Origin of the sequence: Priestia sp. TSO9, assembly GCF_021029645.1 — a bacterium.
Lineage (GTDB): Bacteria > Bacillota > Bacilli > Bacillales > Bacillaceae_H > Priestia > Priestia megaterium_E.
This window is the reverse complement of record NZ_JAJEKD010000013.1, coordinates 569640-589322: the sequence shown is the minus strand read 5'-3', so window position 1 is coordinate 589322 and position 19683 is coordinate 569640. Positions and strand designations below refer to the sequence as shown.

18 protein-coding genes are annotated in these 19683 nt (G+C 36.7%); 6 read left to right on the top strand and 12 right to left on the bottom strand.

All coding sequences use genetic code 11. The features are described 5' to 3' along the window. Window positions 1–80: 80 nt before the first annotated feature. Window positions 81–848: an ABC transporter permease gene (locus LJC66_RS11220; RefSeq protein WP_230932562.1), complete on the bottom strand. Its 768-nt coding sequence runs from the start codon at window positions 846–848 to the stop codon at window positions 81–83. Next, window positions 841–1752, bottom strand: a complete 912-nt coding sequence (locus LJC66_RS11215; protein ID WP_230932561.1) for an ABC transporter ATP-binding protein — start codon at window positions 1750–1752, stop codon at window positions 841–843. The genes LJC66_RS11220 and LJC66_RS11215 overlap by 8 nt, the downstream gene beginning before the upstream one ends. Window positions 1753–1922: 170 nt before the next feature. Between LJC66_RS11215 and LJC66_RS11210 the strand changes: the two genes are divergently transcribed. Next, window positions 1923–2363 carry a YtoQ family protein gene (locus LJC66_RS11210; RefSeq protein WP_025752263.1) on the top strand — a complete coding sequence of 147 codons (441 nt, stop codon included), beginning with the start codon at window positions 1923–1925 and terminating at the stop codon, window positions 2361–2363. A 143-nt stretch (window positions 2364–2506) separates the two neighbouring features. Here LJC66_RS11210 and LJC66_RS11205 read toward each other — a convergent pair whose 3' ends face one another. The 3 genes from LJC66_RS11205 to LJC66_RS11195 are packed head-to-tail and all read right to left on the bottom strand — an operon-like array spanning window position 2507 to window position 6413. After that, entirely contained in the window at window positions 2507–3718 is a 1212-nt protein-coding gene (locus LJC66_RS11205; protein ID WP_195694086.1) for a Ger(x)C family spore germination protein, read from the bottom strand. Continuing rightward, on the bottom strand, window positions 3702–4829 hold the full coding sequence (locus LJC66_RS11200) for a spore germination protein (RefSeq protein WP_230932560.1): 1128 nt from the start codon (window positions 4827–4829) through the stop codon (window positions 3702–3704). The genes LJC66_RS11205 and LJC66_RS11200 overlap by 17 nt, the downstream gene beginning before the upstream one ends. Window positions 4830–4835: 6 nt before the next feature. Next, window positions 4836–6413, bottom strand: coding sequence for a spore germination protein (locus tag LJC66_RS11195; RefSeq protein WP_230932559.1), 1578 nt, complete (start codon window positions 6411–6413; stop codon window positions 4836–4838). A 505-nt stretch (window positions 6414–6918) separates the two neighbouring features. On the opposite strand from LJC66_RS11195, the gene LJC66_RS11190 reads away from it, so the two are divergent. Then, window positions 6919–8538 (top strand): ABC-F family ATP-binding cassette domain-containing protein, encoded by a 1620-nt coding sequence (locus tag LJC66_RS11190; protein WP_050688769.1) that lies wholly within the window; start codon window positions 6919–6921, stop codon window positions 8536–8538. Between the two features lie 36 nt (window positions 8539–8574). Here LJC66_RS11190 and LJC66_RS11185 read toward each other — a convergent pair whose 3' ends face one another. From LJC66_RS11185 to LJC66_RS11175, 3 genes are all read right to left on the bottom strand, one after another. Further along, window positions 8575–9459, bottom strand: a complete 885-nt coding sequence (locus LJC66_RS11185) for a DMT family transporter (RefSeq protein ID WP_230932558.1) — start codon at window positions 9457–9459, stop codon at window positions 8575–8577. Between the two features lie 64 nt (window positions 9460–9523). Next, window positions 9524–10240, bottom strand: coding sequence for a helix-turn-helix transcriptional regulator (locus LJC66_RS11180; protein ID WP_230932557.1), 717 nt, complete (start codon window positions 10238–10240; stop codon window positions 9524–9526). A gap of 27 nt (window positions 10241–10267) precedes the next feature. Then, complete coding sequence (locus LJC66_RS11175) at window positions 10268–10810, bottom strand: alpha/beta family hydrolase (protein ID WP_230932556.1); 543 nt, start codon at window positions 10808–10810, stop codon at window positions 10268–10270. Between the two features lie 438 nt (window positions 10811–11248). Here LJC66_RS11175 and LJC66_RS11170 point away from each other — a divergent pair, with 438 nt between their 5' ends. Then, window positions 11249–11887 (top strand): hypothetical protein, encoded by a 639-nt coding sequence (locus tag LJC66_RS11170; protein WP_230932555.1) that lies wholly within the window; start codon window positions 11249–11251, stop codon window positions 11885–11887. Between the two features lie 553 nt (window positions 11888–12440). Here LJC66_RS11170 and ftsW read toward each other — a convergent pair. Continuing rightward, window positions 12441–13634 (bottom strand): putative lipid II flippase FtsW, encoded by a 1194-nt coding sequence (gene ftsW / locus LJC66_RS11165; protein ID WP_195694096.1) that lies wholly within the window; start codon window positions 13632–13634, stop codon window positions 12441–12443. Window positions 13635–14510: 876 nt separating this feature from the next. Between ftsW and corA the strand changes: the two genes are divergently transcribed. Then, window positions 14511–15470 (top strand): magnesium/cobalt transporter CorA, encoded by a 960-nt coding sequence (gene corA / locus LJC66_RS11160; RefSeq protein ID WP_195694098.1) that lies wholly within the window; start codon window positions 14511–14513, stop codon window positions 15468–15470. 210 nt (window positions 15471–15680) lie between these two features. Here the strand turns inward: corA and LJC66_RS11155 are convergent, their stop codons facing one another. Then, on the bottom strand, window positions 15681–15986 hold the full coding sequence (locus tag LJC66_RS11155; protein ID WP_230932554.1) for a hypothetical protein: 306 nt from the start codon (window positions 15984–15986) through the stop codon (window positions 15681–15683). 59 nt (window positions 15987–16045) lie between these two features. Between LJC66_RS11155 and LJC66_RS11150 the strand changes: the two genes are divergently transcribed. Next, a complete protein-coding gene (locus LJC66_RS11150) occupies window positions 16046–16783 on the top strand; it encodes a site-specific integrase (RefSeq protein WP_230932553.1) in 738 nt (245 codons plus the stop codon). Between the two features lie 84 nt (window positions 16784–16867). Here LJC66_RS11150 and LJC66_RS11145 read toward each other — a convergent pair whose 3' ends face one another. Both LJC66_RS11145 and LJC66_RS11140 read right to left on the bottom strand, forming a co-directional pair. Next, window positions 16868–17878 carry an LLM class flavin-dependent oxidoreductase gene (locus tag LJC66_RS11145; RefSeq protein WP_195694102.1) on the bottom strand — a complete coding sequence of 337 codons (1011 nt, stop codon included), beginning with the start codon at window positions 17876–17878 and terminating at the stop codon, window positions 16868–16870. A gap of 130 nt (window positions 17879–18008) precedes the next feature. Beyond that, the gene (locus LJC66_RS11140; protein WP_195694104.1) at window positions 18009–19226 is read right to left on the bottom strand and encodes an MFS transporter; all 1218 of its coding nucleotides are present in this window, start codon (window positions 19224–19226) and stop codon (window positions 18009–18011) included. Window positions 19227–19366: 140 nt separating this feature from the next. On the opposite strand from LJC66_RS11140, the gene LJC66_RS11135 reads away from it, so the two are divergent. Continuing rightward, window positions 19367–19648, top strand: a complete 282-nt coding sequence (locus tag LJC66_RS11135) for an acylphosphatase (protein ID WP_025752251.1) — start codon at window positions 19367–19369, stop codon at window positions 19646–19648. Window positions 19649–19683: the final 35 nt, after the last annotated feature.

Genomic DNA, 19683 nt, shown 5'->3' with positions numbered 1-19683 from the left:
AGTCTTTCACTACTGTAATCTCTTTTTATTTAATTGTCAAATGCTATTTTAGAAAAATGTATAGTACGAAAATTCTCACATCAGTTAGCTACGTCACGTTTTAAAAACGCTGCCCATGCCACGCCCATAAAGAAGACAAAATGCGCGACCAAGATGAAAATTGAAAATGGAATTGTCATGCTGTCAAACATCGTCTTCATTCCGTCCATATACTGAAGAAAGTCCGTGTTGGCAAATAATAGAAATTTACCCCACCATAAACCTAGCTCTGATACTAGTGCAGTTACCGCTTTAGCCCCGATACTTACGACAATAGCTAGACTTGAAGCAAGCGCGCTGTTTCTAAATAAAGACGACAGCATGAATGCGAACGTCATCATCATAAACGTTTCCATATACGCGCTGTCATAGGTAAGCGTAATATGTTTAAGCAGCTGCGCATCTCCTTCTAGACTGGCAAATCCAAAGAACAATGCTCCCCATACAAACGAAAAAAGCAAATAGCTCAGCAAATAATACAAGCTAATTAAAATGAGCGTTATGTACTTCGATGCTAAAATCGTTGAACGTCTAGCCGGACGAATTAACAGAAGCTTAATGGTACCTGCTTCAAACTCTTTTGCAACCATTGACCCTCCAACAGCAAGCGCGAAAAATTGAACAAGAATGAGCATACCTGAACTAAATGACAGGAAGTTCAAAATGTTGTCTTCCGTTCCTGCACTGTTTGACACTTTCTTTATTAAAAGAGCCATACAAAGAGTTAAAATGCCGATTGTGATAAACGTGATTTTTGTACTTCTTTTGTGAAACCATTTCATATGTTCATTTTGAATTAGCTTAAGCATGGTGCTCTCCTTCCGTAACGGACATAAACGAATCTTCAAGCGTCTCATAAACAGGTGTAATTCGGTAGACTAAAATACCGCTATCTACTAATTTTCTATTTACAGCTGGAATTTGCTCTTTTACAATCGCCACGTCGATAATATCTGATCTCATCGTTATTTCAAATTCTTGTGATAAAAGATCCGCTGCTTTTTGCGCATCAGACACTTCAAATTCTACGTGCATTCCTTGATCTTGACGATTTGGAGATAGATCTTGAACGGCTTTTAACTCACCGTCTTGAATGATACCAACGCGGTCACATAATGCTTCTACTTCTTTTAATAAGTGGCTCGCGATTAAGATTGAAATTCCTTCTTCCCTGCAAAGCGTTTGTAAATATGTACGAAACTCTCTCATTCCCGCTGGGTCTAGACCATTTGTTGGTTCGTCTAGTAAAAGCAATGCAGGCTTATGTAAAATAGCTTGAGCTACTCCTAAACGCTGTCTCATCCCAAGAGAATACGTCTTCACTTTTGCATGAATGCTGTTTTCAAGCTTTACTAAAGCAATCACTTTATCCAAGCGTTCTGATGTGATTCCTTCATGCATATTCGCAAAGTGTTTTAAATTTTGATAGCCCGTCAGATAATCATAAAACTCAGGGTTCTCAATAATCGCGCCAATTGATTTCATTGCTGATGTAAACTGTTCCTTTAAAGGAAAGCCGTTAACGGTAATCGTTCCCTCTGTTTCTTTAATGAGTCCTACGACGGTACGAATTAGCGTTGTTTTTCCAGAACCGTTCGGACCAAGCAATCCGAAAATCTCACCGCGCTCAACCGATAAGGATACATCATGCAAAATGGTTTTCTTCCCAATTACTTTACTGACATGATCTACTTGTAGCACTGTTTCTGTCATCATGTACATCCTTTCTTTAATTAGCAATACGCCTTCTATTGTTTCTCTTTTTTAACTATTTGTCTACTATAACCTTATTTTTGGAAAAGTAGCCCATTCAAATCATTCGTATTATCCGCTTACATTTGATAAAATAAAACAAATCTTAGTTAGAGGAGGACTTCTACATAATGAACTTAACCGTATACCTTGCCGGGCAAATTCACGATAACTGGCGAGACGAAATTAAAAACCAAGCAGAACAATTAAACCTTCCCCTTACCTTTGTCGGTCCCATGACAGACCATGACCGCTCCGACAACATTGGAGAAGAAATTTTAGGAAAACAGCCTAACGCTGTCTTAAAAGATGAGGCTGCTTCTCAAATTAATAATTTACGTACGCAGGTGCTCCTTAAAAAATCTGATGTGGTTATTGCTTTATTTGGCGAAAAATACAAGCAGTGGAACAGCGCAATGGATGCGGCGACAGCCATCGCATTAGATAAACCGCTAATTTTGGTTCGCCCTGAAAAACTGCACCATCCGCTTAAAGAACTGTCAAACAAAGCCCAGGTTGTAGTCGAAACGCCAGAACAGGCTCTTCAAGCATTAGCTTATATTTTTGAATAATAAATAAGAGCTGTCCAAAAGTGGCAGCTCTTATTTATTATTTATTATTTATTGAGGGCTGCGTACGAAGCATGTGATGAGTATTTCTTTGGGGGGATTTTTTCATTTTTGACATAAAGATAAACAAAGTTATAGTCGGGTGCTTACTTTTTTGACCCGGATGCTCCATAATCTTTAATCGTTAACTTCACATCATAATTAATTGGCACTTCACTAAATGTTTGATCCCAATTGTCTTTAACCCTCATCCATACTCCGGGCCTCTTAATTCTCAATTGATTTCCGAAACCTGCAACATCAACTTTATATTTTGTTTGCATTTTTTCTAGTACGTTTTTTACCAGGTTCTTTACTTTTTTTTCTGAAGTTTTTTGCGCGTTCTGTAAAAATTGATTGTTAAAAGAGCTCCCTGAGGTCATCCAACTTTCAGATAGCCTTCCCACTGATTCAATGTGTACATCAAAAGAGATATTATTTCCTTTAACATGAGGTTGAATGTGACTTTTCATAGACTCTATTTCATATACAATCAGCTGACCGGTCTTTTTATCAAAGCTTTTTACTAGGCCGCCTTTTCCTTTGCCTGTGATCCAAGCCAAACCATCTAGTTCTTCTTCATTCAAAAAACCAATCATTTTGCTTGTTTTCCCTTTAATTATACCAGCACCTGCAAATTTGATTTCTCCATTTGCTGATAATACATTTTGCAGCAGAAAACTAGACCCAGTTTGAATCTTGCTTGCTAATTTAATAAGCGGCATGGGCGGTAAAATTCGCGTTGTTCGATACGTATTGTCTATCATTCCATACAGGTGAAAAGCCGGGATCTCTCCTGCTGTTTTTGATTCTAACGTGTCGCTAGCTCTTCCTTTGCTAATAAACACAAGGCAACTAGGTCTAAAATCATTGTCCCGAAGAGTTTGGTTCACTAATTGCTCTAAACTATACGCTCGTGCAAGGGCCTCACTGATAACCATTACTTTCATATGAGGACTAGTTAAAGGAGTGTCACTTCTTAAAGATAATTCACGAAGCATTTGAAAAGGAGAATCTCCTGTTTCCGAGATATTTACATAAGATTTCTGCTGGGGTCCTCCTTGTTTAGTGGTTGAACTTGCGACTTGAGGAGTGATAAGTTGATAAGTTGACGTAATCAGGTTCTTTTTAGTATACCCTTCTCCTTGTTCATCAAATTCTTTTTCAGCTATGGACTCCTTACCTTTATCATAGGCTACACCCACTCCAAAACTTTGCTCTTCAATTTCATGACTACTCCAGCAGCCTGCCAGAGGAAAGAGCAAAAAAACAGAAAACAAAACCAATAGGAACTGGAAATGGTTAAAGGTTTGTTTCATATTTTACTCGCTTTACTTTTGAAATAATGAGAAGAAGCAGCGGCAAAAAGCCAAATAGAACTAAGGCGATATTGCCAATCATATCTCCCAATTTGAATACATCATTAATATTTTTGGGAATCATGGAAATAAGATATATAACCGGAAGCAAACCATACATAAATGGATGAATGTTTTTTTGGAAAAGCTGAGACAGTCCTAATGAAGCGGCGTAATGGTTAATAGTAAAAGAAGCAAACATCTGCATGATCCATACAACTAGCAGCAAGGAATCAAATCGTTCAAAAATCAAGCCTGTCAGCTCAAAACTCCTTATTAAATCAAGCGTTGGCCATGTTCTTATTACTACTCCATCAATCGATAACGCTCCGATCACCATTACAACAGTAATCACATAAATAAATATAGGAATAGTAATTCCAACTAGTACAGCTTTTCCTGCTTTGTGAGGTTCTTTCATAAAAGCTAAAATGATTAACATAATTTCAGGACCCGTGAATGCAAGAGCAGTTGTTTTTACCCCTTTTAGTACAGGAAGGACTCCTGATCCAAGTACGGGGCGCAGATTATCTATTTCAAATATTTTCATACTCATAAAAGCTACCAGTAAAAAAAGAATAACGGTAATAGGGAATATAATTTCAAACAGTCGAGCAATCGGATTAATGCCCCCTCTAATTAAATAGAGGCTTATCCACATAAATGGCATAATAATAGCCCACGTCGGCGTTCCTTCCAGCAAGAGATATCCGGTTACTTCTGCCAATGAACGGGCGTGAAAACCACCAAGCAGTAAAAAATAACCTATCATAAGTAAGCTAATTAACTTACTCAACCATTTCCCTGTAATTTCTTTACTGTATTGATAAAACGTCTTTCCAGGAAATTTCCGGCTTAACTTCACCATGATTATCGCTGCTATCATCGTGACTATTCCTCCTAGAATAACAGTTAACCACACATCTGGTGTTTTCACTTGTTCCGCAGCTGTTCGAGGCAATGTCAGAATACCAGTTCCAAGTATAAAATTGATGACAATAATAGCTGTTTGTGGCGTCGTAATACGATCGTTTGAATTTATCATTACCTCTGATTCACTTCCTTTTATCATAAGCTGCTATCCTTTTCGTAGAGAATCTTTGGTGTGCATCATCTTTGGACGTCTTTTCATCATCATAAGAGGCATACGGACCATCAAGTCTTTCCATTCACTTAAACGATAGGGTACCGCTGGACTCATGTAAGATACGCCAAAACTTTTTAGTTTTACCAAATGACTGGTCATAAAAAGGAAAAATAAAACGACGCCGTATAATCCAAGTACGGCAGCACATAGCATAGCTATGAAGCGAAGAATACGCAATGAAATCCCGACGCTATATTGCGGAATAGCAAACGATGAAATGGCAGTTAACGCCACAATAATCACTAAAATAGGGCTAACAATTCCTGCCTGCACCGCAGCTTCTCCAATAATTAATCCACCGACAATTCCCATTGCTGGACCAATTGGTTTTGGTAACCTGAGTCCAGCTTCTCTCAAGATTTCGATAGCTATTTCCATGAATAAGGCTTCTATAAGGGCTGGAAATGGCACTCCAGACTTTGTTCCTATAATGGAAATAGCCAATTTAGTCGGAATCATCCCTGGGTGAAACGAAATAAAAGCAATATACAAGGCTGGTGTAAAAAGAGAAAGAACTACTGCGATATAACGAAGAAAACGAATGAATGTACCGGGAATCCACCTTTCATAATAATCTTCCGGCGACTGTAGCATCATGCTAAACGTAACGGGGGCAATCAAAGCAAAAGGCGTCCCGTCTAATAAAATGGCTACTCTCCCTTCCATCAAAGCAGCAATTACACGATCCGGACGCTCCGTATTCTGCACCTGAGGAAATAGGCTAAGGTAATTATCTTCAATGAGTTGTTCCACATATCCTGACTCAGGTACATTATCAAGATCAATTTTTTTAATTCGTTTTTCTACTTCTTCAACTAGTTCTGGATCAACAATCTCCTTTATGTAAGCAACAACTAAGTCTTTTTTGGAACGCTTTCCTACTTGAAATTTCACCAGCCACAAATTTTCAATGTCTCCGCTTCCTCTTAATAAAGAAGTATTATCACTTAAAGATTCAGTGAAGCCTACTCTTGGCCCTCTCACTAATGCTTCTGATACGGGCTCTTCAATCGTTCTTGTTTTCACTTTGCTTGTACCAAGAATTAAAGCAGATGATAACCCGTCAATTAAAAGCGCCGTAGATCCTGTTAAGACTTTTGATGTTACTTCTTTAATAGAATGAACCTCTTCTACATCACTAATTGATAATACTTGGCTTTTAATAAAATGTTTTGAAAGGCTTTCCTTTACGTAAAGCTGATCCTGTTGGTATTCTTTTGAAAAATCAGCCATCAATGATGACAAAATATGTTTTTCAATAAGATCTTTATCTGATAGCCCCTCTACAAAAATAATAGCTGCCTGAATGCCTGTGCGTCCTATAATAAACTCCCGAAAATGAACGTCGGAGTTATGACCAATTTCATTTTTAACTGCTTTTAGAGTTAAAGCTAAATGATCCGTAATAGGATTAGATGAATTTTGAAGTGTAAATTCCTGTTTGTTTTCCTTTTCATTCGCATGGTTTCCTATTTTTTTTATCGTTGATCTCCATTTTTTCACTTTCATCACTCTTCCTCTGAATTACGAACCCCGCTTACTAATTTGTAGATTATATACGGGATGAAAAAAACCAGAACTGCTTGTATAAAAACTGGCCCTTCTGGAAGATAGGAAACAATTAATTTCCACATGATAATCACCCTATTTATGTCTTTAACAAACAAATTTTAGAAATAAGCAACCGCAAAATATCAGTGTTTACTTCATATAAATTCTTTTATTTACCAGGTAGTATTATTCTTCTTTTTGTTTCTTATACAAAGGAATACAACATCCATCTTAAAAATGAAAAACAGCTGATTACTGAAGGATTAAACATGCTGGTTTGCTGTTCAAAGTTTTGGTGAATGCTAGAATAATCAAGTTTCACCGCTCAAAAAATCCCTTAAATGGTTGACGAGTGCTTAAAGTGTCGGTTACACTTTATGTTTGAAATATTGTATTCATATCGCTCTTATATAAAAAGAATGGTATAATTTTATAGATATTGAATTTGGAGGACTGCTCATACATGATTACAGTTAGTAATGTAAGTTTACGATTTGGCGACCGAAAGTTATTTGAAGATGTGAATATTAAATTCACGCCTGGTAACTGTTATGGATTAATCGGCGCAAACGGTGCTGGAAAATCAACGTTTTTAAAAATTTTATCTGGTGAAATTGAATCTCAAACTGGTGATGTACATATGGGCCCTGGCGAACGCCTTGCTGTCTTAAAACAGAACCACTTCGAATATGAAGATCAAGAAGTTATGAAAACCGTTATTATGGGGCACGCTCGCCTTTATGAAGTAATGCAAGAAAAAGATGCTATTTATATGAAAGCAGACTTCACAGATGAAGACGGAATGAAAGCAGCTGAGCTTGAAGGTGAATTTGCTGAATTAAACGGTTGGGAAGCAGAATCAGAAGCAGCTATTCTTTTAAAAGGATTAGGTATTTCTGAAGATCTTCACGCAAAAAAAATGGCTGAACTAACAGGTAGTGAAAAAGTAAAAGTGCTTCTTGCACAAGCTTTATTCGGAAAACCTGATGTATTACTTTTAGATGAGCCTACGAATAACTTGGATATTCAAGCTATTCAATGGCTAGAAGAGTTCTTAATTAACTTTGAAAACACAGTCATCGTTGTATCGCATGACCGCCACTTCTTAAACAAAGTATGTACGCACATTGCTGACCTTGACTTCAGTAAAATCCAAGTCTACGTTGGTAACTATGACTTCTGGTATGAATCAAGTCAATTAGCACAAAAAATGGCGTCAGATGCGAACAAGAAAAAAGAAGAAAAAATTAAAGAGCTTCAAGCCTTTATCGCTCGCTTTAGCGCAAATGCATCGAAATCAAAACAAGCAACGTCTCGTAAAAAATTGCTTGATAAAATTTCATTAGATGACATCCGCCCTTCTTCTCGTCGCTATCCGTACGTGAATTTCACACCGGAACGTGAGATTGGAAATGACGTACTTCGCGTTGAAGGTCTAACAAAAACAATTGACGGCGTAAAAGTGCTTGATAACGTAAGCTTTATTATGAATAAAGATGACAAAATCGCTCTTGTGGGCCGCAACGAACTTGCAAATTCAACATTAATGAAGATTTTAATGGGTGAAATGGAAGCAGACAGCGGTACGTACAAATGGGGTGTGACAACGTCTCAAGCCTTTTTCCCAAAAGACAACTCCGAGTACTTTGAAAACGGAGATTTAAATTTAGTAGACTGGCTGCGTCAGTATTCACCTAATGACCAAAGCGAAAGCTTCTTACGCGGTTTCTTAGGCAGAATGCTATTCTCTGGTGAAGAAGTGTTGAAAAAAGCCAACGTTCTTTCCGGAGGAGAAAAAGTTCGCTGTATGCTTTCTAAAATGATGCTAAGCGGTTCAAACGTTCTTTTACTAGACGATCCTACGAATCACCTTGACTTAGAATCAATCACAGCACTAAACAATGGACTTATCAGCTACAAAGGTTCAATGATTTTCACATCTCATGACCATCAGTTCGTTGAAACGATTGCGAATCGTGTAATTGAAATTACGCCAAACGGAGTAGTTGACAAGCAAATGACGTACGATGAGTATTTAGAAGACAGCAACCTGCAAAAACAAGTAGCTAGCATGTACGCTTAATAAGAAATCCCCTTTCTCTAGAGAAAGGGGATTTTTTTATATACGCACCTCTTGATTTAGCGATGATTTCGGAGAATAGGTTAAAAACGCTAAGCTAGCAAACACTAGTGCTGCTCCGCATATGTTCACCAAAGTTAGAGATTCTCCTAAGAAAAAGACGCCGAGTAAAAAAGCGGTAACGGGCTCTGCTAACGATAACGTCACGGCGGTAGACGCATGCACCGACTTGAGCGCTGTAGAAAATAATACATAAGCAAGAGCCGTCGTAAGTATTCCTAAGTGAAGAGCTATGCCTATTCCATTTAAAGAAACTAGCCAGCTCATATCGTACATAAACCAGCATGGTATCAGTAAAACAGCTGCGGCTGTGAACACAAGAGAAGCGCCTACTTGCGGATCAACATGCTGAACAATTTTTTTATTAACAGTTGTATAGCAAGCAAAAGATGCCCCTGCTCCTATCGCCATACCCAAACCTATCACGTCGATTTGACTATCTTTTTTTAACAACAAGCTGCAGCACCCTATAATACCCGTAAACGTAGCAAGCAGCCATTTTTTTGTAGGTTTCTTGCGGTACACTATGTAATCTAACACTCCTGACAAAAGCGGCGCACTGCCAATTGCCACCATTGTTCCTACTGCAACACCCGTTTTGATAACGGCTGAAAAAAACAGCGGCTGATAAGCGGCCATACTTGCTGCAGCAACCGCAAGAGGCAAAATAGGAAGACGTCTTACGTCCACATTCTTTTTTTGAATAAGACAAGCTGCAAGAAGCGACAGCCCCCCCACAGCTAAACGCACGGCTCCAATCGCCACGGAATGTGCTTCAGCAGATGCTAAAGCTTGGGCGGTTCCTGTTGTTCCCCACAAAACTGCGGCACATAAAATAAGTATTTTTGATAATGAAGTATTCATCGTTTCATCTCCTTTCTTTTATCATAGCTAAAAGAAAGAAAAAAGTTTTTCCGCTTTTATGATCTTATTTGTCTGTTTTTAAGATACTTCGATATTGCGTGGGTGAGACTCCTTCTTGTTTTGCAAACCATTTAGTGAATGAAGACAAGCTGTGATAGCCGACTTCATGCGCAATATACGTTATCGAATAGCTGCTCTCTTTTAACAATTCTTTTGCTTTATTTAAACGTATACGCGCTACATAGCTTTGAGGCGAATAGCCCGTTTTTTGTTTAAACCAAGCAGAAAAATAGGCAGGATGGTAATTTTCCATCTTGGCAAGACTTTCTATGTTTAGCTCTTGATTAAAGTTAGCATGAAGATAATCAATGGATTTAAACGTTTGTTTCTTTGGCAAATAATGCTGAACGTAACGGACTAAATCTTCAAGCGCCCCTCTGTCAGTGCTTTTTTGAAGCCCATCAAGTAAAAGGTAGCGAATTGCTTTCCACGTTGAATTCCATTGAATAAACGCTGCTTGTTGAGAAAGATGCGCACTTTCTGTAAATTTCAATGGAATATCAACGACCAGACATTCATTTGTATTTTTAGCTTGATACGTATGAAGCTGACGAGGCGGAATGTAAAAGCATCCTTCTTGCAGCGTTAAGTGCTGCTCACTCGCTTGAATATCAAGAGCACCTGCTAGCGGAAACAAAAGCTGACTGTAGTTATGATAATGAGTATGAGGTGAATAGCTGTAGGCTCTTTTTTCGCAAATAATTTCACGTAGCGTATCCATTTTGTACTCCTTTCCTTATTTCCTATTTCACAGAAGCTGTTCTATGCCATTCAAAACCGTTTCAAGTGCCTTTAACGATTTCGCAGGAGTATACAAAACGTCCAATGAATGATCGGCATTTTTAATCACTTGAATATTCAATGTGTTTGTTTTTAATTGATACACTTCTTCAGTATAATAGTGATCACGAGTTCCTATTGCAATAAGACCTTTATGAGTGCTTTCTAGTAAACTTTTAAACAGTTCCGGTCTGGTTAAAAGCGGCGTCAGTAAAAGCATCACTGCATCTTTGTAGACTTCATCTTTCATAACTCGCTGAATCAGCGGAATGGTGCCCAGCGATTTTCCTGCAAATATGATATTTTTATAGTCATTATGAGATAAAACGTCTTGCAGCACGAGATCAATGTCTTTCATCATAACATCTGCAATCTCATCTGTAGACTTTGTCATGAGCTCTTTTGGATATGTATAGTGAATATGAACAACGTCAATTCCGTGTTTTAGCATCAGCATCGTTACATAATACAATAGCGGCTTTTCGTACGTATAGCCTAGCCCTGAAAACATAAAGCAAATGCGAGGCCCTCCTGTTTTAATATGTGTATAGGTAATCTTATTAGTTTGGCTGCTTACACTTTTTGATCTACGTGCATGCCATTCCTCCTTTTTAAATATTCTAACATTTAATTCCGTAAAAAAACCCCATCTTTTTCTTAAAAAAATAAGTGGGTTTCATAATTTGTCATTAAGCTATTGTAGAGCGGTTTAATTAACTTTTATTAGGTTCTAATTTTCAAAATATATCATTATAAATTAAATTATGTGGGGCAAAAATGGGGCATCTCTTTTTGCCCTCTTCTCTTGTAGTCATTAGCACATATAAGGCTTGGAATTATAAAAAACCACGTATTCTCTTTACACAGGCATTTAACAAACTACATGTTTGTTTACTTCCATAGAAGAAAGGCAATATTAATTATAAATAAAAAAGGAGGAATAAACCATATGAACAAAAAAATGTTAACGCTATCTATTTCATTAGCTGGAGCTTTAACGGCAGGATCTCTGACGGGATGTTCCAGTCAAGATAATTCATCTCAAAATACATCTCAAAATGAAAGCGGCTCCTCTGAAAATAAATCAAATTTACAACGGTATTCCAAAGATCCTGATAGTAAACAGGATGAGGACTTTGATTTAGTAGGTACTTTGGACAAAGAAACAAACGATGAGTTAACACTTGTCATTGATGATAAAAAGGTAAAGGTACCTAAGAGTAATTCCTTTAAGAAGGAAAAAGATACTCCTAAGACTATCGATGGAAAACAAGTAAAAGTAGAAGTTAATGCCAAAAATCAAAGTGCTGAAAACTTAGAATTAACAGCTCTAGCAAAAGCCGATTCAGACGGTATCTATGAAAAAGAATCCGATGGAGATTATAGCGTAATTGGTAAGTTAATTAGTGAAACAGACAAAGACCTAACCATAGAAGTTTCTAGTGGTAAAAAGACTTATAAAAAAGCCAAAGATTTTGAGTTAGATAATGATAATGTGTCTGGAGATAGTAAAAATAAAATTGTACGATTAGAAGTAAAAAAGAATGACGAAGTTGAAAGCCTCGAAATAGATCCAGAAGACCAGTGACAAGAAAGGTTTCAGTAACTTATTTCTTTTCATCGCTATAGATGTTTTACTTCTTTGTTAAACGGGTAAAATTCAAATGAAGATTATGTTAACTCCTTGAGTTAGCATTTTTCCCCTTTTCCAAATTATACGGTTGGATACAGACGCCCCATTAGGCGTCTTTTTTTTGTGCAAAAAGACTCTTAGCTAAAATAATTTTGTATTGTTGAGAATAAATTGTAGTAGAATAACGAAGGAAATGGAGGTTTTACTAATAAGAAATTTTTCTATATCAATTTTGATTTTAGTAGTGTTATGGACAGTTATTCTTTGTATAGAAAAACAACTCATTATAGCAGCTTTAATATGGATAATATATATCTCTCTAAAAATCCTTAAAAGAAAATAACTCTTGCTTTAAAATATAAATGGTATGTCAGAATATAAGGGATGTAAAAAAGAACTACTATATAATTAAATTAACTTAGCAATATTTTATATTAAATCATTATAGCTTACATAAATAAAAGGCTCTGTTTTGTCAGAGCCTTTTATTATAGTGCCGATAAAATTCTTAAACGCTTTTCAATTTTCCTGATTCATTTACTTTATTATTTTTGTATTTCTTTTCGTACATGTTAAACATGGATATATTCGCCAATATCCCTACAGCTGCCATAAGTAACGTAAGAGAAGAACCTCCAAAACTTACAAAAGGTAACGTTACACCTGTAATAGGAAGAATTCCTGTTACCGCCCCAAGATTGACAAATGCTTGAATACCAATCATGACTGAAATACCAATTGCTAATAACGCTCCAAAAGGATCATTACATCTTCTTGATATTTTTAACCCTTGCAATATAATAAAAAATAATAATCCTAATACAAGGAGTACACCCCAAAAACCTAGTTCTTCAGCGATAATCGCCATAATGAAATCTGTGTGAGATTCAGGTAGATAGCCCGCTTTTTGAACACTTTGTCCTAATCCCATTCCCGTAAGACCACCACTACCGATAGCTAAGTAAGAATTCACCAGTTGATATCCATCCCCTTGCTGGTTCTCAAAAGGGTGTAGATAACCCGTAAAACGAGCCAAACGAACAGGTGAAAATACTGTATCAATATGTCCGGTTACTAATAAAACCACTAACATAATAAAGATGCCTACTACTCCTAGCAAAGTAATCTTCAGCATTGTTTTAGTCGAAATACCTGAACATAAAACAATAGCTAAAACTGTCCCTAAAATAAGCAGGATACCACCATAATCTGGCTGTAAAGCAATTAAAAAACAAATAAAAAATACTACGAGAACAGGCGGAATAATAGAGCGTTTTAAATCGTTGATATACTCTTGTTTATTCGCAAAAACTGCTGACAAATACACAATGATGGTTAGCTTCGTAAATTCTAATGGTTGAATTGCTATAGGGCCAAGTTTAAACCAGCTTTGCGCATTACCTGCCGTATGTCCAAAAGCTAAGACCAAAATAAGAAGCGTAATAACAATGCCTAATAGGATTTTTAACACTTTTTTCTCGCGATAAATTTTATAAGGAATAAATGCAGCAACACAAAAAAAGATAAATCCTGCTATAAGAGCAAGTTTTTGTTTTTGATAAAAATAATCACCTTCTACACCATAGCGACTAACCGCTGTTACCATACTAGCACTATAAACCATAACTAAGCCGATGAGGCCTAAAACTACCAAAGCTACAATAAATTTGTAGTCATAACATTTTACAATTTTCTTAAACATAGAAATTCCTCGTTCCTTGCAAGTATAAGAATCTTATTTTTATTTAAAAAAGACTCTTAGTAAATTATATAAAGTAAAAAGAAAACTCAATAATATAATAACAGTTCCCCGCGTTTTGTTCTTTCCTACGATGTAATCATTTACACCATGTAGGATAAAAGATATTGAAACAACGAAAATGGCCACATTGTACCAATAATAGCTATCTAGTACCCAAGCTATACTCATACAAATAAGTAATACAATTAAAGTTGTGTTTCGAATTCGATTTTCAGTAAAAATTTGTGCGTACTTCATAAATTTCTCCTATTACACTGTCTTCTAGTATATTGACATTGACATTCCATTTTTTAGTCTTCACCTCATCACATTGACTCATGTAAAACTGCGAATTTACGAGTTTATTACCCTCTTATCTTTCAATAAATTAGGAAATGCATGAGACTTTGTTGTATAATAAGTTGTTTTTCATGTTTTAATTATAATCATTAGGAGAAAGAAAACAATAAATTACTAATCTTTTCTTAATTTCTTTCTACTCTCTTAATCGTTAAACCTATAGATAAAAATTATTATAAAAAAGGCTTACCTAGCGGCTTTACAGTTAAGAGTCAACAATAAGAAGAGGTGATATATCTTTGGGGGACATAAATAATTTCTTTCATTTCTTAATACTAGACATCATCCTAAGTTTCCTCTTCCTTTGTTGCGTTATTTTTACAGATAGATATTTTGGAAGAAATAAAGATACAAAGGAAGAGAAAAGGAAAAGATACCAAAAAAATTTTTTGATTTTGTTAGCAGTGGGTTTAATCGTTTATCTTATGTAAAACAATATACAGTATAGGAACTTTAAGAATTTGGAGGAGCAGTAACATGATTAGAACATTAGCTGTTACACAAGATTTAAATGTAAGACAAGACGTACCTCTTGATCACTTATCTGATCCTTCAATTAAATGGTTTTGGGTAGATTTTTCTTCTCCATCTGAAGAGGAAGGAAAAATATTAGAGGCGTTTTTTCATTTTCACCCTTTAGCTATTGAAGATTGTTTTCATTTTTTGCAACGACCCAAGCTTGATTATTATGAAGGATACAGCTTTTTAGTTCTTCATTATTTAAACAATAAAACTTTAGATATTGAAGAATTAGACTTATTTGTAGGGGAAAATTACTTAGTGACGTTTCATTTCAAACCTTTGTCAGGTGTCGAAACTGTTTGGGAACGTCTTCTCCAACACCCGAGCGGCTTTAATAAAGGGATATCCTATCTCACTTACGCTGTTTTAGATCAATTAGTAGATGATTACTTTCCAATTGTGTACGAAATTGAAGACCAGCTAAACGAAATTGAAAGTAGAGACGCAAAAAAATCAATTGCCTTACTAATGGATGATGTGTTTGATATTCGAAGTGATTTATTAAAGTTGAGAAAAACGATTCTTCCCATGCGGGATTTATTATATCGAATTATTAACTCTGAACGTTTAAATATACCTGCAGATCAAAAAGCTTACTTCAATGATATCTACGATCATTTATTAAAGTTGACAAATATGGTGGAAGCCAATCGAGACATGACATCAGATATGAGAGACAATTATCTTTCCATCAACGCCAACCGGATGAACTCCATTATGATGACCCTAACTATTATCTCATCTATTTTCATTCCTCTTACCTTTGTAGTAGGTTTATACGGGATGAACTTTGATAATATGCCTGAGCTTCACTGGCACTATGGGTATTATATTGTTTTAGGAATTATGGTATTAATGACAGTAGGTATGATTCTGTGGTTTAGAAGTAAAGGCTGGTTTAATATTAATAAGTAACACTTGAACAAGATATGATTCTATCTTCTAATAATTCCTAACTAGAAAGACAACCATCTGTTACTTATGATTTATGATGGTTGTTTTTTTGCCTTATAAGAATTGTTTATAAGGGACTCCCCTCCTAAAATGAGACACATAAAAAACACCATCCAAATTGAATAGTGTTTTCAAATGAAATTGCTAGCTTCAATTGTACTTAATTGATTTTTATTTCTCGTCAGGTATTAATTGTGCAAGAATAAGCATTATTCTTATAGAACTACCTATTAAACCTGCAGTAGCAAAAATACCATAGCTGCCCCATTTTCCTTGTACAACTTCATTTTGACCGTACCACTGACCTCCAAAGTTATCACGCCAGCTATCACCGCTACTTGCTGTAATGGTTACTGTGGCCAGCGGCTTTGTCCATCCTGTTCCCTCGTTATCGTCATTTGGTTCAATGGCCCCGCTATACTCTAAAAGTCTGTCAGAAACAAAAAGGTTTATATCATCTGCGCTATACTCTACCACCGTAGGACTATCAAAATTACCTACATACAAATTACTAAATCCGCCCTGGGCCGCATCTAGTGAAGCAATTAATTCATCATTCTCATTTTTGTATTGCTATAAATAAAGCGGTAGAGCTAGAAATGCTAACCTACAACAAATATAGAAATATCTCTATAAAAAAAGAAAAGGATCTTTCCGAGAGAAAAATTAATTATCTTACAAGAGATGAAGTTACCATTTTTATGGATACAGCAAAACAGTGCCCTTTTTATCAATATATCGTAGCTATTACCCTTTTGCGTACAGGCATGAGAAAAAGTGAATTAATTGCATTACATTGGGACGATATTAATTTTAAAGATAAAACTATTAGCATCACTAAAACACGGAACAGTCACGGCGTAAAGCCTCCTAAAACGAAACGCGGTATGCGGACAATAAGTATAGATGATACATTGGTAACTGAGTTAAAAAAATATCAAACTTGGCAAAAAAGAAATAAACTTAAATATGGAGCTAATTATATTGAACAAGAGTACATGATTACCCAAGCCAATGGTAAAGCGCTTAGTGAATTTCGAATTAACGATATTATGAAGGCTATTACCAACAAAGCTAGACTGCATCACATAAGCCCTCACGGTTTACGCCATACTCATGCAATTATGTTATTAGAGAGCGGAGCTGATATTAAATTTGTAAGTGATCGGCTAGGACATACAAACATTAAAATGACAGCTGATGTATATCTTCATATTACAAAGAAATATGAATCTGAAAACATCACTAAGCTAGATCGTTATCTAAGTAATTAGTGGGGCAAAAATGGGGCAAACGCCTAATCCCCCCTCTTAAACCCCTCTCATATCAATAGCTTACTCACAAACCCCATCTTTTTCTTAAAAAAATGAGGGTTGAGGAAATAGCTCTGCAAGCAGCTCATAAGACTTCTTTTTTGCTTCATAATCATGGATATTTGTAATAATTAAAAATTCGTCGTTATCGTATTTTTGCTGCAGCCCGATTAATCCTTGTTTTACTTCAGCTGGATTTCCTACGATCATACGAGGGCGATTGTTGGTTATTTTTTTGAGCTCTTCTTCTGAATAAGAACGATTATGCACTTCTTCTATTGATGAGACCGTTGTATCTCCGCCTTTAGCTACTTTCAACAACCAATCATCTAACGTTTTAGCGTGCAGCTCGGCTTCTTCTGTTGTTTCTGCACATACAACAAATACGCATACATTGGTTTTAGGCTTTGATTGATACGAAGAAGGGATAAATTGTTGTTTATAATGACGAATGGCTTCTTGTCCACCAACCGAATAAATAAAGTGTCCAAATGTAAAAGAGATGCCCAGCTCAGCAGCAGATCTTGCTCCTCTTTTATTAATGCCAAGATGCCACAGCTCTGGCTTTGTTTCACTTAACGGATAAGCCGTCACGCCGTAATGCGGATGATCTGACGGCAAATTGTGTTCAAGGTGTCCTTTTAACGCTTGAATTTGCCGAGGGAATTCATTGAGGCTTTTACGGACTCCATCTGTCAGCGCTAGCCGAGTCAGCGCATCTCCTCCCGGTGACCGTCCAAGACCTAAGTCAATTCGATTCGGAAACAGATTTTCAAGCAGCTGAGCGTCTTCTGCTACTTTATAGGGACTATATTGAGGAAGAAGGACTCCTCCAGATCCAATTCGGATTCGGCTCGTTTGAGAAGCTAAGTGCGTCATTAATAGTGTCGGAGATGAACCCGCAAGACCGTTCGTATTATGATGTTCTGCTACCCAAAAGCGGTGGTAGCCCAACTCTTCCGTTAATTTAGCCAGCTCTACCGTGCGTTTCAACGCTTCCTTTGGTGTTGATCCGCTTGAAACAGGAGACTGATCCAATACGCTTAGCTTAATCATAGGTGATTCTTCCTTTCGATTTTCAATTTCTATTGTCTCTATTGTAGGAGAAAAATATGAATCCGTCTTGAAATTTGCTTCACGCTCATAGAAAAAGCAAACGCTAAGGCGCGTTTGCTTTTTCTTTTTCTTATTTTGCTTCGTGCATTTCTTTCACACGCTTATCGCTCGGTAACAGCCATGTTAACAGCCCTAGAATTGGAAGATAGCTGCAAAACAGCATAATAAACTGAAGGCTGAATACATCGGCTAATTTACCGAATACAACAGCTCCTAAAGCTCCCATTCCAAAAGCAAGACCTACAATTAAGCCGGAAACCAAGCCGATTTTTCCCGGCATCAGCTCCTGAGCATAGACGACCGTGACGCTGAAACTTGACTGAAGAATAAAGCCGATTAGTACTAAAAGAGGTGCTGCCACTCCGAGAGAAACATGAGGCAGTAATAAAGTAAACGGTACTGACCCTAACATAGAAAACAATAAAATATTTCGTTTTCCGAAACGATCGGCAAGCGGACCTCCAAAGAATGTTCCAAAGACCCCTGCAATCATAAATAAAAAAACGTAAAGCTGAGCGCTTTTGATAGGCAAATTAAATTTTTCAATGATATAAAACTGAAAGAAATTAAGGATGCCTGCTCCGTACCATGAACGTGCAAAAACTAGGAAAATTAAAAGTCCAAATGCAAAAATAATTTGCTTGTTCATCGTAAATGAAGCATCTGACTGCTTTTTCTTCAAGCGTTGACGAGTAGCTAACTCCGATTTATACCATTTAGAGACGCTATACAAAACCACTACGCCGATACCTGCAATTAACGTAAACCAAATCGTTCCAAACTGACCAAGTCCGATAAAGATAAATGCCGTAAATAGCGGAGCCATCGACTGTCCTGTATTTCCGCCAACTTGATAAATAGACTGCGCCAGCCCCCGTTTTCCTCCTGCTGCCATATACGCTACGCGAGAACCTTCCGGATGAAAAATAGCTGAGCCGAATCCTACAAATAAGACAGATATAATCACAAAATAAAAATTTGGCGCTAAAGCGAGCCCGACCATACCAATCATGCTTAAACACATTGCAATTGGCAATAAAAATGGCGAGGGACGCTTATCGGCAAATACGCCGAATACCGGCTGCATAATCGATGACGTCATGTTTAAAGCAAAGGCAATCCAGCCGATTTGCGTGTAGTTTAAATTCATCGATTTTTCAAGGACAGGAAAAAGTGCCGGTATAACGGACTGCATACAATCATTTAGGAAATGTCCTAAACTAATAGCAAATAAAATACGATAAATCGTTGCCGGCTGCGCTTGCTGCGTTCGTGCTGCTGCTTGCATTCGTAACCCTTCTTTCTTATTTAATCTACATTATAATTGTTAAAGTCTTACAATGTCTTTTTCTATTATACAGTGAAAAGTAAGATTGTAGTTGTTTTCTTTTTTATAAAAAAGGGAAAATTGCCTGTGAGGTGAGAACAGTGAAAAAACATGTGCATATGATTGTAGACGGACGCGTTCAAGGAGTTGGGTTCCGTCACTATACGCAGCTAAAAGCAATGGAATACTCTATTAACGGATGGGTACGAAATCGAGACGATCAAAAAGTCGAAATTGATGCTGAAGGTGAAGAAAGTAATATCCAAAAATTTATTGAAGAAATTAAAAAAGGTCCCTCGCCGTTCGCTTCTGTTAGCAACGTGGAAGTAAAGATAGTAAACACCCCTTCCCACACCCATTCTTTTCGCGTGAAGTACAGTTAAAAAACTCGCTAAATCAAGATAATTTTTGATAAAAT